Source organism: Paraglaciecola sp. IT1134, assembly GCF_058068185.1.
Genome location: NZ_CM176486.1, coordinates 3,700,215 through 3,717,372, shown reverse-complemented (window position 1 = coordinate 3,717,372; position 17,158 = coordinate 3,700,215). Strand labels below are relative to the sequence as shown.

The 17,158-nt window shown below is 43.3% G+C and carries 17 protein-coding genes; all 17 read left to right on the top strand.

Annotation, left to right across the window (positions count from 1 at the left end):
• Positions 1-980 precede the first annotated feature (980 nt).
• The 17 genes from AC3RV5_RS16240 (at position 981) to AC3RV5_RS16160 (ending at position 17,058) form a co-directional block, all read left to right on the top strand.
• On the top strand, positions 981-1,352 hold the full coding sequence (locus AC3RV5_RS16240; protein ID WP_489728642.1) for a flagellin N-terminal helical domain-containing protein: 372 nt from the start codon (positions 981-983) through the stop codon (positions 1,350-1,352).
• Between the two features lie 147 nt (positions 1,353-1,499).
• Positions 1,500-1,943 (top strand): flagellar protein FlaG, encoded by a 444-nt coding sequence (locus AC3RV5_RS16235; protein ID WP_489728641.1) that lies wholly within the window; start codon positions 1,500-1,502, stop codon positions 1,941-1,943.
• A 25-nt stretch (positions 1,944-1,968) separates the two neighbouring features.
• Positions 1,969-3,426: a flagellar filament capping protein FliD gene (gene fliD, locus AC3RV5_RS16230; protein ID WP_489728640.1), complete on the top strand. Its 1,458-nt coding sequence runs from the start codon at positions 1,969-1,971 to the stop codon at positions 3,424-3,426.
• A gap of 30 nt (positions 3,427-3,456) precedes the next feature.
• Positions 3,457-3,888, top strand: a complete 432-nt coding sequence (fliS, locus tag AC3RV5_RS16225) for a flagellar export chaperone FliS (RefSeq protein WP_489728639.1) — start codon at positions 3,457-3,459, stop codon at positions 3,886-3,888.
• Complete coding sequence (locus tag AC3RV5_RS16220) at positions 3,885-4,193, top strand: hypothetical protein (protein ID WP_489728638.1); 309 nt, start codon at positions 3,885-3,887, stop codon at positions 4,191-4,193. The genes fliS and AC3RV5_RS16220 overlap by 4 nt, the downstream gene beginning before the upstream one ends.
• Positions 4,194-4,333: 140 nt before the next feature.
• Entirely contained in the window at positions 4,334-5,332 is a 999-nt protein-coding gene (gene pseB, locus AC3RV5_RS16215; RefSeq protein WP_489728637.1) for a UDP-N-acetylglucosamine 4,6-dehydratase (inverting), read from the top strand.
• A gap of 9 nt (positions 5,333-5,341) precedes the next feature.
• The gene (pseC, locus tag AC3RV5_RS16210; RefSeq protein ID WP_489732186.1) at positions 5,342-6,478 is read left to right on the top strand and encodes a UDP-4-amino-4,6-dideoxy-N-acetyl-beta-L-altrosamine transaminase; all 1,137 of its coding nucleotides are present in this window, start codon (positions 5,342-5,344) and stop codon (positions 6,476-6,478) included.
• A gap of 13 nt (positions 6,479-6,491) precedes the next feature.
• A complete protein-coding gene (gene pseF, locus AC3RV5_RS16205; protein ID WP_489728636.1) occupies positions 6,492-7,187 on the top strand; it encodes a pseudaminic acid cytidylyltransferase in 696 nt (231 codons plus the stop codon).
• Positions 7,188-7,623: 436 nt separating this feature from the next.
• Positions 7,624-8,691, top strand: a complete 1,068-nt coding sequence (pseI, locus tag AC3RV5_RS16200) for a pseudaminic acid synthase (RefSeq protein WP_489728635.1) — start codon at positions 7,624-7,626, stop codon at positions 8,689-8,691.
• Positions 8,692-8,697: 6 nt separating this feature from the next.
• Positions 8,698-9,774 carry a UDP-2,4-diacetamido-2,4,6-trideoxy-beta-L-altropyranose hydrolase gene (gene pseG / locus AC3RV5_RS16195; protein ID WP_489728634.1) on the top strand — a complete coding sequence of 359 codons (1,077 nt, stop codon included), beginning with the start codon at positions 8,698-8,700 and terminating at the stop codon, positions 9,772-9,774.
• Between the two features lie 38 nt (positions 9,775-9,812).
• The gene (gene pseH / locus AC3RV5_RS16190) at positions 9,813-10,388 is read left to right on the top strand and encodes a UDP-4-amino-4,6-dideoxy-N-acetyl-beta-L-altrosamine N-acetyltransferase (RefSeq protein ID WP_489728633.1); all 576 of its coding nucleotides are present in this window, start codon (positions 9,813-9,815) and stop codon (positions 10,386-10,388) included.
• Positions 10,385-10,645 (top strand): acyl carrier protein, encoded by a 261-nt coding sequence (locus AC3RV5_RS16185; protein ID WP_489728632.1) that lies wholly within the window; start codon positions 10,385-10,387, stop codon positions 10,643-10,645. Before pseH ends, AC3RV5_RS16185 begins: the two co-directional genes overlap by 4 nt.
• 2 nt (positions 10,646-10,647) lie before the next feature.
• Complete coding sequence (locus AC3RV5_RS16180) at positions 10,648-11,976, top strand: AMP-binding protein (protein WP_489728631.1); 1,329 nt, start codon at positions 10,648-10,650, stop codon at positions 11,974-11,976.
• Positions 11,969-12,694, top strand: coding sequence for an SDR family NAD(P)-dependent oxidoreductase (locus tag AC3RV5_RS16175; protein WP_489728630.1), 726 nt, complete (start codon positions 11,969-11,971; stop codon positions 12,692-12,694). The genes AC3RV5_RS16180 and AC3RV5_RS16175 overlap by 8 nt, the downstream gene beginning before the upstream one ends.
• Positions 12,695-12,977: 283 nt before the next feature.
• Positions 12,978-13,880, top strand: a complete 903-nt coding sequence (locus AC3RV5_RS16170) for a LicD family protein (RefSeq protein WP_489728629.1) — start codon at positions 12,978-12,980, stop codon at positions 13,878-13,880.
• A gap of 99 nt (positions 13,881-13,979) precedes the next feature.
• Entirely contained in the window at positions 13,980-14,438 is a 459-nt protein-coding gene (locus tag AC3RV5_RS16165; protein WP_489728628.1) for an adenylyltransferase/cytidyltransferase family protein, read from the top strand.
• A 490-nt stretch (positions 14,439-14,928) separates the two neighbouring features.
• Positions 14,929-17,058 carry an HAD family hydrolase gene (locus AC3RV5_RS16160; protein ID WP_489732185.1) on the top strand — a complete coding sequence of 710 codons (2,130 nt, stop codon included), beginning with the start codon at positions 14,929-14,931 and terminating at the stop codon, positions 17,056-17,058.
• Positions 17,059-17,158 lie beyond the last annotated feature (100 nt).

Sequence of the window (17,158 nt, the reverse complement as noted above, 5' to 3'; positions counted from 1 at the left end):
TGCAAAACACTGACTGTTAATTTGCGCGTAAGAATAACAGTTATGGTATTTGCCAGCCCACAGGGTGTAATTAAGGCAATGCTAAATACCGTTTGGCAAACCGAGGCTAGACGTTAGCAGGTGTTGTACCAAGCTAGTGCTGATAAGACGTTTGCAATAAGAATAGTGTTTTCAAGCTGTTACGGGATCTCAACTTCCCCGTGTTTATTAAGCATTTGAACAGTAATAGGCTGTTAAAGACTCGTGCAAACGGATCATCAAGACGGATGGTAGTGATAGGCCTCAATAGGGACCTGGTTAGATAGTAAACATTGTCGATGAGGGGGCAGGCAGCGGCAAGTTTATACTTAACCGCCAGTAACCTTGCCACCTAATCGGCAGCGTTATACCGCCGATATCATGCCAATCCCTGACTTAGGAGAGTGTCTAGGCATAGCTATTAGCGGAATATCAATATTGTTATGAAAGTTATTATTTATGAGGGGAGGAAACGAGTGGCCAGTATTCATTCTCTATTGCTGTCAGCCGGACAGAAACTCTTTTGCTCGTTCTGCTAACGTGAGCAAGCTGGTGGGGATTTTTATCCTATTGTCAAATTCTTGACTTCAATTGGTTTATCTCGCTTCACCTCAAACGTTTATTTTTTTGCATATTGCGTGCAAGAAAATCTTAGTTAAACCCACCCCTACTCATTTATATTCTAGCGGCGCTATGGTTAGCGATCAAAAATATCGTATATGTGCGGACCGGTAATCAGTTTAAATTTTATGCATAAAAAACTAAAGCTTCTGAAGTTGTGGCCGATAGCCTTAGTTAAGGGATGTACTATCTGATTATTTTCAGAGTGGTTACTTGGCAGAGGTGCCAAGTAACAACTAAATGAGGCAATGCTGACTGAGAGGTCTGTCATGCATTGAAAATTGAGGCGGATCTATTGGTGAGTCTAATTGACTACAGCTTTAGATTTCCAGGGGGATCCAATGGCGTTATTTGTTAAGAGTAATGTGTCGTCATTAAATGCACAAATACAGTTGTGTCATTCAGGAGCGGTACGTAATGCCAATAACACAATTTCGTTAACCCAAACCGCAGAAGACGCATTGTGCGAAGTAACTTTATCGCTGCAACCTAGACCTCAGTTAACGGTTCAGTCACAGAACGGTATCAACTCCTGTGCTGATGGTGCTGCTTTGCAAAAACGTTTTCAATCGAGCATTCGTATTCCCAGTCATATTTTTGAGAACATTACCAGAGCACGTTTAAGGATCAGCAACACAGATTTTGCTACTCAAACTGCAGAATTAACCCGCAACCAGATCTTCCCAAAGGCATCCTTGTCTACGCTGAGTTAGGCTGCATCGTCGCTATTGGGCTAATTTTTGGTGTAATATAGAAAGTTAGTGACCATTAAAATGGAACTAATTTTTACTTAATATTTTTGTTTGGCACTATTTAAATCTCAGCATTTGATAGTTGCCTTGCCTATTTTGAGGTGGACTATGGACGTTAATTTCACACGACTTGGCCAGAACTTTTCCGACATTAAGCCCGCTAGTCACACTGTTGGCAAGGCTGAGCGCTCACATCAAAAAATTGACCCATCTGAGCAGGAAGTTCTGTTAGACAAGTCAGTAGACAGGACTAAAGGCATTCCTTTATCAGCCGATAACCTGGTTGAACAGCAGGAGAGCGACGATCTTGATGCAACAGTGGATGACGCGCTTACCCAAATCAATGATTTTGTGCAAAGCAAGAATCGGCAGTTAAATTTTTCTGTTGATGAAGACAGTGGCAGACAGGTAATAAAGGTAACCGATGCGGGATCAGGAGACGTTATTCGTCAAATTCCTACTGAAGAAGTGTTAAAATTGTCGGCGCGAATACAAGAGCTGCAGTCCGATGTGGGATCTGCAGTGGGGTTGTTTTTTGATAATCAAGCCTAAAAATTAAGTTAACAAAGAGGTTCATATGACTATCCAATCACTGGGTGTGGGATCAGGGCTAGATTTAGAGAGTCTGGTTGGCCAATTGCTAGAAGCTGAAAGAAAGCCCAAAGCTGATCGTCTGGACAAAAAAGAAGAATCTCTTGACGCTGAAATTTCAGGGCTTGGCAAACTGAAATCTAAAATGAAAGATTTTTTGGATAGTGTTGATGAATTACGCAGTGATAGGAATTTACAAGGCCGTGAGCCGACCATTAAAAATCCCAGCGAGAATATCGAGCCCTTTACCGCTGAGGCATCTAACAGTGCGGTGGAAGGCGATTATGAAGTCGCTGTAACCCAGCTTGCCAGTGGTAGCCGGATAGAATCAGATGATGCGTTAAATGGTGGCTTTAGCGCGACCACAGACCCTGTATTAACAGGGGGAGCTGGCAGTTTAACCTTTAAAATTGGCGCAACCAGCGACAGTTTTTCAATTAACGTCACTGCTGGTATGACATTGCAACAACTCAGTTCAGCGATCAATGCCTCTGCAGATAACTTTGGCGTCAAAGCCAGCATTATTGATACCGGTACCGCAGATGGTGGTGCCAAAATGGTGTATACCTCGACCATTACAGGTGCAGGTAATGACCTGGTTGTGGTTAATGACAATGATTTAGCCGAGCTTAATCGTGTTACTACGGCGAATTCCACTGAAACGGTAAGTTATTTAGCCCCGGTCAAAAGTGCGCAAAATGCCAAGGCGACCATAGACGGAATCGATGTTGAAAGTACCAGTAATGAATTTAAGAATGTAATTGAAAACGTGTCTTTTACAGCATCAACGATTTCGGAACTGGGGGCAGATGGAGTTACACCCTTGTCTTCCACTTTGACAATCGGCTTCGATGCTGAGGGGTTGGAAACTAAAATCCGTGATTTTGTTGATGACTATAATGCCCTTAATACCGAGATAAGCTCACTTACCCGTTACGGACAATCGGATCTTGAAGACGATGGAGCTTTTGCGGGGGACTATATGGTCCGTGCTATTCAGCAAGGCATGTCAAATATCGTAAGTTCGGCTGTGTCAACCTCTGCGTTAGGCGGTCTGTTTCAGTTGGGCATTGAATTTAACGATGACGGTGACCTTGAAATAGGTTCGTCAGATAAATATGGATTTGGCAGCGGTGAAGACCGGTTAAAAGAAGCGTTAGAAGGTAATTTTGATGATATTTCTTCGCTCTTTGCAGACCCGGAAGAAGGAGTAGCTTCACGCCTGTATTCCTATGTTGAACAATATACAAACTACAGTGGTTTACTCAACTCAAGAGAGCGTTCGGTCAAGGATCAAAAAGATCAACTGGGTACAGAGCGAGAGCAATTTGAATTAAGAATGGCCAATACCGAACAAATACTGAGGGGTAAATATTTGAACCTGGATCAAACCGTCGCAAAATTAAATTCAACCCGTTCGGCGCTTTTAGCCGCAATGGGTTAATTTAGTTACTCACATTTACTGGAAAATCACATGGCTTTAAAAGGTATCAATGCTTATAAAAACGGCAACCTGAAACAAGAAATTGCTCAGGCTGACCCCCACAAACTCACTTTACTGTTAATGCAGGGGGCTCTAGATCGTATGGCCTACGCCAAGGGCTGTATCGAAAGAAAAGATTTTGCTGGCAAAGCCGATAATTTATCCCGTAGCTCGGCTATTTTGATGAATTTGCGTGATACCCTGGATTTGGGCACTAAAGCAGAAGTTGCAGAGAATTTATATTCCCTTTACGATTACATGATCCAGCGGTTAACAGACGCTAATGTGCAGAATAGCTTGAAGATAATGGACGAAGTGATTAATCTGTTGTTACCCATTAAAACGGCCTGGTCGCAAATTCCTGAAGCTGCTAAACAAGAAGCTTATGAAATGCAGAGGCAAAAACGTCAAGCAGCCGTTTGAAAAATATCATATTAAATCATCAATTTACCCCTCCTGATCTAGTCCAGCTTAATCAGGATCTGACGGTGTTGTTAACAGCACCAGATCCTGATGAGAAAACATTTTTAGCACTTGTGACTCAGCGTGACGTTGTGATCACTGCATATCTAACCACCTTAGCGGATGCTGACAAGCAAGTTTTTGTTGCAGCCGAACTGGAAATAAATGGTGTATTAGTTGCTTATGCTAACGAAATGTTTAATGCTTCGTTAAAAGAATTAAGTGGATTGATACGCGGTCGAAAAGCGCTAAAAAAATATACATAGATTCTTAGATTTTTTTATCTTCATATCATTTCGAAGCACTAACTGGGTTGGTTTATGATTGTGGAAACCGTCCGTTTTCATGTCGATATGCACTAGATAATTGCGACATTGTTCCTGTCACCTACAGTTCTGGAAAAAAAATGTTTAATAATAAATCAATATTAATAACTGGCGGCACAGGCTCTTTTGGCAATCGTTTTGTTTCGTTTCTATTAAAGAATTACAGCCCTCGAAAACTTATTATTTATTCGCGAGATGAACTTAAACAATTCGAAATGCAACAAGTCTTTGATGCACCTTGTATGCGTTACTTTATAGGTGATGTGCGTGATAAAGAGCGCATGACGTCCGCGATGCGAGATGTGGATTATGTAGTGCACGCCGCGGCCCTCAAACAAGTGCCTGCAGCCGAATACAATCCTAACGAATGTATTAAAACCAATATCTATGGTGCGCAAAATGTCATTGATGCGGCGATAACAGCGAATGTTAGTCGCGTAATTGCATTGTCTACCGACAAAGCAGCCAATCCGGTAAATTTGTATGGTGCCACCAAACTCGCGTCGGATAAGTTATTTGTTGCCGCAAACAATATGTCTGGGGCAAAAGGCCCTCGATTTTCTGTAGTGCGCTACGGCAATGTAGTGGGTTCACGTGGTTCTGTGGTGCCGTTTTATCGCAGTGTTCTAGCCGAAGGGAAGGATGTGTTGCCCGTTACTCACGCTGAGATGACCCGCTTTTGGATAACCCTGGACGAAGGTGTTGAGTTTGTGGTTAAAAGCTTTCAGAGAATGCAGGGGGGAGAGATTTTTGTGCCCAAGATCCCGTCGGTGCAAATTGTAGATTTAGTCGAAGCCATGAGTGGCAAAAGGGAACACGAGATAGTCGGTATTCGCCCAGGTGAAAAATTACATGAAGTTATGGTGCCAGAAGAGATGGCCCACCATTCATTGGAATTTGATGATCATTATGTGATCACCCCTGCGATTATCTTTTTTGAAAAAAATATGGACTACAAAAAAAACAAGCTAGGTGAAATAGGTAAGCCCGTGGATGATAAGTTCGAATATCACTCGGGCACCAATCCGTATTTTTTAAGCGTAGAAGAATTGCGCGTCCTTGATAAAGTGACTGTATAACTCGTGAGCATGCTGCCTTACGGCCGCCACCATATTGATCAGGCCGATATCGATGCGGTCACTGATGTTTTAAAAAATCAGTTTCTGACTCAAGGAGCCTGTGTTCCGGCCTTTGAAAAAGCATTATGTGATTATACAGGGGCTTGTTTCGCTCAAGCGGTGAACAGCGGCACATCTGGATTGCACATAGCTTGTTTGGCTGCCGGTATCAAGGCAGGAGATGTGGTTTGGACTGTACCCAACTCATTTGTGGCATCTGCCAACTGTGCCCTATATTGCGGTGCCGACATTGATTTTATCGATATCGATCCCGTTACCCGCAATTTGTCAGTAGAATTATTACAAGCCAAGATTCAGAGTAGTCATACGCTACCTAAGGCGTTAGTTGTGGTGCATTTTTCCGGTGCTAGTTGCGATATGCAGGCCGTCTGGGCACTGACCCGCAAACATAATATTACCTTGATTGAAGATGCCGCTCATGCCCTTGGCGGTACCTACAAAGGTAAACCTATTGGCAGTTGCGAATATAGTGATATGGCGGTGTTGAGTTTTCACCCGGTCAAATCGATAACCACTGCCGAAGGTGGAGCGGTTATCACCAATGATAAAAAACTGCATGAACGCCTAATGTTATTTGCCAAACACGGCATCACCCGAGACACCCAACGTCTGCTCGATGTCTCCCAAGGGGACTGGTATTACGAGCAACAAGAGCTGGGTTATAATTACCGCTTGAGCGACATTCACGCAGCCCTTGGTATATCTCAATTAGGTAAACTCGATCATTTTATTAAGCTTCGACGCGAAAAGGCTGCTATTTATTTGCAAGCATTGGCAAATCTTCCGTTAATCTTGCCCGCTGAATCGAGCCTAGAGGGCAGTGCCTGGCATTTGTTTATGATTGAGTTAAAAGAACACGACAGAAGAGTTGTTTTTGAGCAGTTACGTACTCAGGGTATTGGCGTAAATGTGCATTATATCCCCATTCATTTGCAACCCTATTATCAGCGCTTAGGGTTTAAGGCAGGTGATTTCCCTAACGCTGAAGGGTTTTACCACCACGCACTTACGCTACCGCTGTTTACTCTTATGTCAGATGAGGAGCAGCAACAGGTTATCGATGTGTTGCATCGATTATTAGTTTAAGGGTATATAGACAGTGAATTTGGCCATAATCCCTGCTCGCGGAGGCAGTAAACGTATTCCTGGTAAAAATATCAAATTGTTTGCCGGTAAGCCTTTAATAGCGTATTCCATTGAAGCGGCGGTGGCATGTAAATTATTTGATAAAATCATTGTCTCGACGGACAGTGAAAAAGTCGCCGAAGTAGCCAGGGCTTACGGTGCCGAAGTACCGTTTGTGCGACCGGAGCGGCTATCTGACGATTATGTTGGCACCGTCCCTGCGGTCCAACATGGGATTGAATTCTGTCAGCAGCATTATTTTGAACCACAATTTACCTGTTGTATTTATGCCACTGCGCCTTTTATCCAGGCGACTAAATTAATCGAGGGTTTTACACGTTTGCAAAACGAACAAGATAAACATTTTGCGTTTTCGGTGACCAGTTTTGCGTTTCCTATCCAACGAGCGTTGAAGATGCAAAATGGTGGCGTGGTGCCCTTCAGCCCTGACGATATTCCCAAACGTTCCCAAGATTTAGAAGAAGCCTACCATGACGCCGGCCAATTTTATTGGGGGCGATCAGCGGCTTTTTTAACGGGCAAAAGAACTTTCACTGAACAAAGCATTCCCATAGTGCTACCAAGGTTCTTAGTGCAAGACATCGATACATTGGAAGACTGGCAACGCGCTGAACTGATGTATAAGGCCTATGTAAAAGACAGGATGTAAAGATAATATGCCAAACTCAGTAACCTTGGAAGGAGAAACATATTGCTCATCCGTATGTTAAGTGTAAAAGATGTCGCCACCATTAGGGTGCCTGCTTTACGTCATTTTCAACAGACGTCGCACAATGCAGATATCTAGTTTTAACCTTTGGTCAGGGGGGAGTTGTTGTCGTTAGCTGCCCCTAATGTGCAGATGAAACGTTAGATGAAGATGCCAGGCCTAACGATTTACTGGTAACCAAAGCGGGAGAAAGTTAGTGGTTTGGCAACGCTGTTTGTTGCCCGGTTCACGTTACTGGGGAATTGTTGCCAGCACATGGTAAAATAGTTAACCAACTGTGTAACTGTCAATGAGCTGGCCCAAAAGTATCGATTCAATCTTCAGGGAATAGAACCGATAACGCTAATAGTGCAGCTATAAATTTCAAGAGTGGAAGATGTCACTACAAGAAAATAAGTCCATCACTATCGGCGATGTCCAGATTGGTCCAGGTCATGCACCTTTTGTTATCGCCGAATTAAGTGGTAATCATAATCAGCAAATTGATCTCGCCCTTGCCATGGTTGACGCCGCGGCCAAAGCTGGCGCTCACGCCATTAAGCTGCAAACCTTTACTGCCGACAGTATGACCTTAGATGTTGAAACTGACGACTTTGTGATCCAAGAAAAAGACAGCTTATGGCATGGCGCATCTTTGCATGGTTTATACGCCAAAGCGGCGACGCCCTATTGTTGGCACCCTATCTTATTTGAACGCGCCAAGTCATTAGGCATGCTGGCGTTTAGTTCGCCATTTGACGAAGCAGCGGTGGATTTTCTGGCCGATCTCGACGTGCCTTGTTTCAAAATAGCCTCGTTCGAACTGACAGATTTACCCCTAGTCAGCAAAGCAGCATCAACGGGAAAACCGTTAATATTGTCTACAGGTATGGCCAGCCTAAGTGAAATTGAACAAGCAGTTACGACAGCTAGAGCCGCAGGCTGCGAGGAGCTTATTTTGCTTAAATGCACCAGCACTTATCCTGCGCAGGCAACGAGCACCAATCTACGGACCATTGGGCATTTGCGTGACGGTTTTGGCTGTCAAGTTGGGCTGTCTGATCATACCGCAGGGGTGGGGGTTTCAGTGGCAGCTGTGGCGCTAGGGGCCACAGTGATCGAGAAGCACTTTGTGCTGGATAAAAAAGCCGGTGGCGTGGATGCTGAATTTTCCTTAGAGCCACATGAGTTTAGTCTTTTAGTCAGTGAAACCAAACGTGCTTGGCAGGCAATGGGGCAGGTAAGTTATGGCGGCACGCAAGCCGAGCAAAAATCCAAACAATACCGGCGTTCGATTTATGTGAGTGAGAATGTTAAAGCGGGGGAATGTTTAAGTGGCGATAATTTGCGCATTGTACGCCCGGCATTTGGATTAGCTCCCAGGCACTGGGACGAAGTGCAGGGCAAAGTTGCCCAACAGGATTTGCCTAAAGGCACCCCCCTATCCTGGGCTTTGGTTAAATAGTCGGCTATGTCGCGTTGTATTGTATTTAGAGTAGATGCCAGCCCTACGTTAGGCCTAGGGCATTTGATGCGCTGTCTCTCACTGGCGCAGGGATTAAGTGAATATACTGTGCGCGTGGTGTTTGCTATTCGTCCGTCAACCTTACCTTATTGTACTGCGCGTGCCGATTGGGTAGGGGAGACGCTTTGTATTCCTTGTGTTTCACCTATCGAAGAGCAGCAATGGTTAGCCCGTACCTGCAGTAATATGGGAGCAGATTGGCTGATATTGGATGGCTATCAGTTCGATAATCATTATCGTCAGGCCTTCGCTAAACAAGCTTTTCATCTGGGCATGTTTGACGATGGCCAGTTATATACAGATGCGTTAGTCGAGACCTATGTCAAGCTTGTGATTAATTGGGCAAGCCAAGCACAGCTGATACCTTATGGTGACGTTGTGCCAAATGCCCAGCTATGTGTGGGTGAGAATTTCCGAGTCTTGCGTCAAGAATTTTATAAGAATAATAATACACCTTGGTTGCAAAGGCGCGGATTACTGCTGATGTTTGGAGGCAGTGATCCGTTTGATTTAACGTTGCCATTATTGACACTGTTTTGCCAATCCCCTATTAGATTGCCGATCACGGTGGTGACAGGCGCGGGTTATCAACAAATCCCGGCATTGCAGGGGGTGATCAGCAACAGCAAATTATCAATAACCCATATTCACGATTGCCAAAATTTGGCCGAAGTTCTCGGCGAAACACGTCTGGCTATTTCTGCAGCAGGAGCTAGTCAATATGAATTATTGTGTTGTGCTACCCCCTCTATTTTAACGGTGGTGGCCCAAAACCAACGCTTTGCTAGTGAGCAAGCGGCAAAACAAGGTTGGTGCCATGTGACTGATTACGATAGTACCCAGCCGATAAATACGCTGAAGCAGTTATTTGAACAGGGTATGGGGCTATGGCATCACCCCGAATTATTATCTGCAATGCACAGTCACGCCCTGCAATATCAACATAAAACAGGAAGTAAACATATTATCAAGATGTTATATCCTGATTTAAGCAGTACTAATGAAAATGGAGTGTCGAGATAATCGTGAGTGCGCCAACTTTCAGCCAGCAGTTTGTCCCCATGACACACGAGCACTTAACGCGTGTTTGGGAGTGGCGCAATAACACCAGAGTGCGGATTAACATGCATTACGATAAACTCATTAGCTGGCAAGACCATCAAGCCTGGTTCGCAGAGTTGCAAGCAGATCCTAGTCGCCAGTACTGGGTTTATTGTCAACATCAACGCCCGATAGGGGTGTTGAATTTTTCAGATCTTGATACCGATATTGCCCAGTGGGGCTGTTACCTTGGTGAAACTGATGTTTTACCTGGAAGTGGTTTAGTGCTCGAATGGGCCGCCCTGGAATATATATCGGGGCTGAGAACTTGTACTGCACTGGCTGCACAAGTGCTGTCGTTTAATCTAGCCGCCATTAAATTACACAAATTATTTGGTTATCAGACTGTTAAAACTGAAAAGAGTGGATTACGTCAGTTGCTAGACAGCACTGAGGTAACACCTTACGACGTACAGTATTTTCGTTACTGTATTGCTACATGGCGGGATAATAGGCTTAAGGTGTTATCCCGTTTGCCCAGACCAATGCAAAATGTGATGCAACAAATACAATTTTTAGCAAAGGATAACCTGTGAACATAGAACAAGCAGTACGACATGCCATGGTTGAAGTGGCGCAAATAAGCGATTGTCAGCTGATTGAACCTATTGAGGCGGATACCTTATTACTGCAATGTGGTTTGGATTCGTTAGGGTACGCCATGTTGGTTGCCCAACTGGAGGAAGATTTAGGTTTTGATCCTTTTACTGAACTTGCCATTCAAATATACCCTAATACGTTCGCTGAATTTGTTGCGGTTTATCAGCAATGTTATGAGCAACATTCGGCTTAAGTGTGACAACTTTTCTAACTGAACTCGCTAAGCACTCCAATACCGCCTATATTCTTGCCCAAAGCGGGGCGGTGGGGGCCGATGCATTAATCGAAAAAGCAGCTGCCATTCGTCGCCACAATCCACACCTATATGCCCAACCAGTTGCTGTGCAATACACCAATTTGATTGATTTTGTGATTGCGCTGGTGGCATTTGATGGATGGTGCGAAGCACTTTATCTTTGTCCCAATGTGGGCATGACTGAATTTGTTGCTGGTATTTATGCTTGGCCACACAATGATACGCAACAAGCGACAGGAGACGATTACACGCCAAATAAAGTTGCACACAATCCGGTTATTAATAACGTTCACAGTGGTATTGTCACAGGTTGGTATTTGGCCTCATCGGGCACCACAGGCGCCCCTAAATGGTTTAGTCATACGTTTTTATCATTAACCAGCGGCGTTAAACATTCGCAACGTTTGCAGTCTTTGCGCTGGGCAAGTTTGTATCAAGCTCATCGCTTTGCCGGCTTACAGGTATTATTGCAAGCGTTGTTAAGCGGGGCATGTATCGTTGATGTTTGGGCTGACGATTTGGTGGCCCAAGTGCAACACTATGCCCAATCCAAGGTATCGGCTATATCAGCCACCCCCAGCATGTGGCGACAGTTATTACGCACCAATAACCTCAAAAACGTACCACTAACTGATATTACCTTAGGCGGTGAAATTGCTGACCAAGGTCTGTTGGACATACTACATCGAACCTTTCCCCACGCTACGATACGCCATATTTATGCCTCAACCGAGGCCGGTATGGGGTTTGTGGTTTCGGATAATCGCGCGGGATTTCCTATTCATTGGTTGGCTGACGGCATATCGGGTGCCTGCCTGATGATTGATGATGATCAACATCTTAGGATCAAACCTTGTGCGCGGATAGATGCCACTTTAGCCCTTAGAATTGATGCTAATGGCTACCTCGATACCGAGGATAGGGTCGAAATTACTGGTGACCGAGTACTGTTTATGGGGCGGGCCAGCGGCGTTATTAATGTGGGGGGCAATAAAGTTCACCCTGAAAAGGTTGAAACCGTGATCATGCAAGTACCACAGGTGCAGCAAGTCAGAGTGTTTGCCAAAAACAACAGCGTGATGGGCTCGCTAGTTATGGCTGATGTGGTGGTTAATGACGATGCGGATTGGCCAACTGTTGTCGAAAATATTCGCCAACAGTGCAAAACACAGCTGCAACGCTTTGAAATACCTGTAAAATTTAATCAACTAAAACTGATTGCTGTGAATCCTTCGGGTAAATTAACAAGGACAACTGAAAATGGCTGATTACGTTATTGTCACTGGCGCGAGCAAAGGTCTGGGGTTAGCCATTTGCCGTCATGCCCTGGTAAGTGGCTTTGAGGTGGTGGCTTTGGCGCGCACGCGATCTAAAGAGTTAGAGGAAATCACAGCTGCGTCAGCCGAGCGTTGCCATTACCTGCGAGCTGACTTGTCAGACTTAGAGCATATTCCGGCACTGTGCCGTCAGATTGTAAAAACTTTTGGTCGCCCTTATGGGTTAGTCAATAATGCTGCTGCTGGCCATGATGGAGTGTTAGCCACGATGCCCAATGGTGAAATAGACCATCTCATGCGTTTGAATGTGCAGTCCCCTATGTTATTAAGTAAATATTTGCTGCGCTCAATGTTATTAAATCGCAAAGGTCGAATTATTAATATCTCATCGATCATCGCTAAAACCGGATTTAACGGTTTGAGTGTATACGCTGCGACCAAGGCGGCCCTTGAGGGCTTTAGTAAATCCTTAGCCCGAGAAGTGGGTAAAGCGGGGATCACCGTAAATTGTGTGGCACCGGGCTATATGCAAACTGACATGACGAGGGACTTACAGGGTGAAAAGTTAGCGGCTATCAAGCGCCGTAGTCCATTAGGTAAACTGGCCACGGTGGATGATGTTGCTGCCATGGTGATTTTTTTGCTAAGTGAGCAAGCCTCTTCGGTTACCGGCACGGTAATGACAGTGGATGCTGGCAGTACTGCCTAAATCGAAAGTTGAGTTCGCTGTGAAAATAACTAAGACGAGTACGAGCAGAACAACGGGTGAAACGTAGGTACCATCACATGATAGAAACCTTCTAAAACATGGAAAACCATTGACGAATATTAATGGTTTTGTACCGCGCGTCGATACAAGATAAAGCCTGAACTAGGCTCATTAAGAAGGCTAGAGTTTTATGCCTGTTAATTTGTCAATTAATTGCATACCCCTATTGATGTGATTTATTAGGGTATGGTGATTGTATTTAAATGAAGTCGCGAGATCCGTCATGGTAGAAAATAGTAAAAAAAAACCAGTGGCCATTATTTTTGGAGCCAGCCTGTCAGGAAAAAGTGCGCTAAGCATTGTTGCTGAATCATATGAAATTATCGCTTTTATTGATAATGCTGAAGAGAAACAGGGAACAGTGTTAAGTCATATCCCGGTTTATGCGGCACCTAAAATTTTGCAACTTATATACGATAAGATTTTGATTGCCAGTGAGTTTGCTGAAAAAATTCATCAGCAGTTAATTAATCAATATAATGTCGATCCCAGTAAAATAATCGTTTTGCCTAACCGAGTGACCAAACCCATTCAATTCGGTCTTGATGAAACCTTTCGTCAACTAAGTATAAAAATATTGCTGCTCATTTGCACTCGCTTAAATAAAGCTAAAGTCGCTTATTATGTGGATGCAGGCTCGCTATTAGGCATATACCGCGATGGTGCGCTTATTCCTTGGGATGACGATCTGGACATTGCCGTACCTTCCAGTTCGCTGGATCACGCCAAAACTGTAATAACAGGTTGCTTGACAGAATTACAAATATTGTCTGGCGAACCATGGGAACTGATTACCCACTTCAGTGAAAAACAGTTTGGAGCGGTAAACTCAGGTGATGTGAGGGGCTTAAAACTAAAAAGTAAAAACATAGATTCAAAGTTGCCGATGATGGACGTATTTGTGAAGTATATTGAGGGCGACGTTATGGATTACACCTTGGCGTCCAGAGGATTTCGTATGCCAAGTGAACATATATTAGCACTTGATACTATGGAATTTGAAGGTTGTATAATCAACATCCCGTCTAAGCCCGAGTTGTATCTGCAAAGGCATTACGGAGACTGGCGCACACCAACCAGAGATTGGACGTTAAGTATGTTAAAAAACACGACGGTTTTTAATTAGTTCAATGTTATCTAAAGAATAAATCGAATGGCAAACACTGATTTAAGATGTAGCGTTACGCGATACTAAGCCAGTAATTGTTGTAGAGGAAAAACGGCGATGAAAACCATATTAACCTATGGCACTTTTGATCTCTTTCACCTTGGGCATCTTAATATGCTTGAGCGTTTACGTGATATGGGCGATAGATTAATCGTTGGAGTGTCTACCGATGACTTTAATTTACTTAAAGGCAAACGGAGTGTTTTTAGTTATGCAGAGCGGTCACGAATAGTCGCCGCTTTACGATGCGTTGACCTGATTTTTCCAGAGGAAACATGGCAACAAAAAATCCATGATGTCAGCAAATATGATGTGGATGTATTTGGTATCGGCGCTGACTGGCGAGGCAAATTTACGGATTTGGAATCGTTGTGCGAAGTTGTCTATCTTGAACGAACTGCAAGTATTTCAACAACCGAGGTTAAACAATCTCTGGTAAGGTTGGATGAGAAACAAATACAGCAAATTAAAGACAGTCTTGATTCGGTTATGAGCATTATGCAGGCGATTGAGTGACACATGCACTGTCAACTAGATAAAATTTATTCTGACTATGCTAACGTACACCAGGTTTACACAGAAGTGTTCTACTTATCGGGACTTCAAGACTCCCATCAAACGATTGGGCCGTTCTCAGGTTTGGATCTATTCGCTATGATCAAATTCATTGGACCGATAAATTATTTAACCAAGTGTCGATTATGAATTCAGAGCAAGGCCGCAGACATGCTAACAAAAAAGAAGCCGAATATATAAAAACCATGTTGCATCGTATGCTCAGCCATCGACGAATATTAGTATGAGTCATACTCGTATACCAAACAATATCAACGGATTAACCAACAAGTCCGAGTTAATTAAATCGATATTGGACTTCGTTGTTGAAAATCAGATAAAAACGGTCTCGTTTGACGTGTTTGATACTATCGTCTTTAGGCGAGTTGCTCGGCCAGTGGATGTGTTTTCAAAAGCTTATTCCCATTGCGAGGCGAGCTTAAATTTGACAATGAATAGTGAAGAATTTAAAGAACTGCGCATTCATGCAGAAAAACAAGTTAAACGTGACCGCATCAGTGGTGAAGTAACCTTAGAGGAAATATACGCTAATCTACCTTTTGACGCTAATGTCCGAGAAATACTTAAAGAAGCCGAGCTAACTGTTGAAAGCCAGTATAGTTTTGTTTATGAACCTATACTGGATCTTATTTTTGGTCTTATCGAGAGCGGCAAAAACGTTATTCTGATTTCTGATATGTACCTCAGTCGTGAGCAAATAAAACATCATTTTTTTGCTCAATATCCGCAGTTGCAGACCTTGGAGCTATACGTATCTTCGGAGTATCAACTAAATAAATCAACGGGGACCATATTTGATTACTTGGCTGAAAAGCTATTATTGGAAAGGCAGACTTGGTTGCATTTAGGGGATAACCGAAACTCGGATTATTTTGTGCCACAACAGAAGGAAATTCATGTCAAATTGTTATCATCGAAATTAGATGCTGATTCAATTTTTCAACTCGAGAATACTCTATTTTCACAGGATCAAAAATTTAATAGTGCTCGTTTTATTGCTGCCACGCACTATATATCTTCTGAAGAACCGATTGCCTTCAATATTGGCGCACTAGTTTGGGGGCCAATTCTTTATGCGTTTTCTGATTGGATTATAGATCAGACTATTAGGGCCAAAAGTAAATGTATTTTGTGCTTGATGCGCGAAGCAGAGGTGTTTTCCCCATTAATTGAGTTACGACTGCAACAGCGAAACATCGCTAATATCACGGTTAAAAAACTCTATGCATCGCGTAAATCGACATTTTGGCCAGCGATAGATACTCAAAAAGAGAGCTGGTTCGAAGATCTCATTTATATTCTGGTGCAAAGAAGAGGGTATACGGTTGATGATTTTTACCGCGATTTTCACCTCTTACATGACGCTGTATATGCTGCTTACCACGCAACCTTAATACGTGATACTGACGGTTTATTTTATCAAGGAACTAATCTGCTCAAACAACTAACGGACTTAGCTAGAGAAAACCGTGAACAAGTGAAAGCCTACATTGAGCAACAAAAAATCTTATTTATTCGTTATTATGCACATCATATTGGAGAGTCCTTGGCGTGTTGCAGTGTTGTCGACTTAGGCAATGGTGGGACAATACAGCATCAACTTGAATCAATACTTAAGGTCAAAAGCGCGCAAAATTTACTACTATATTCAACCGATAGAGTTTATCGCTACCTTGGCACCACACAATATTCCAGTTTCATTAACGCGGGGACAGATGAACGCGGTTTGCGTCAAATTTTGTTTCGTTCGCCAGAGTGCATTGAACCATTGTTAGTGGGCGACGGTGGTACCACCTTGGGCTATCAAGACGATCAACAGGGCTCGCCTATATTGAGTGTTGGTCTTGTGGAAAACAGCACAATTGTAACAGCCTTTATGCAAGGCATTTTACGGTATTTTATGGTTCATCATGACCTAGGTTTCAAGCACATTGACGTAGAGCAGGTTACGCCAATCCTCTATCGTTATGTGCAATTGCCTACGAAACCAGAAGCTGAGTTGTTTACACGAATTTTGCATCAAGATAATTTTGGTTCAAATGATGCGTACCCCGTTGTGACTCAATTGCAAATATGTGATGTGAAAGCGAGGGGAATGGCTGATTTTTATTTAGACTTATGCCAGCACCCGCAGATGGAATTGGGCAAAATTCACTGGCCCCAAGCTATCATAACGTTGCTTTCAGAGCCGTTTCTTGCGATACAATTAGGTCTGTCGACAATGGATTCGCAAAGCGATGTCCTCGCTCTCGTTGAGCGTATCACACAGAATAAGTGGACGCATTTTTCCATATACGGGGCCGGTCTTTTTTTTGAAAAATTGTTACCTTATTTACATGATAATAATCTGCAAATTGACTGTCTAATTGATCGAAAAGCCGAAAACTCAGGCAAGTATAATTTTGCGGGGTACCAAGTGATCAGTCTGACGGAGGCATTAAACAAAGGCTGTCAAAAAATTGTTATTTCATCTTTTGCGTTTAAGGAGGAGATTGCCAAAACCATTTATGACCAATCACAACAGCATGACGGCGTATTTGTTGAGGTATTGAGTCTTTAGATGATTTTGCCCGTAGGTGATTAACGAGTATGTAGGATAATGTGAAAATAAATTTCACTAAGATGTAAAAGTACAGTCGTTGAACATTATGTCTGAGTAT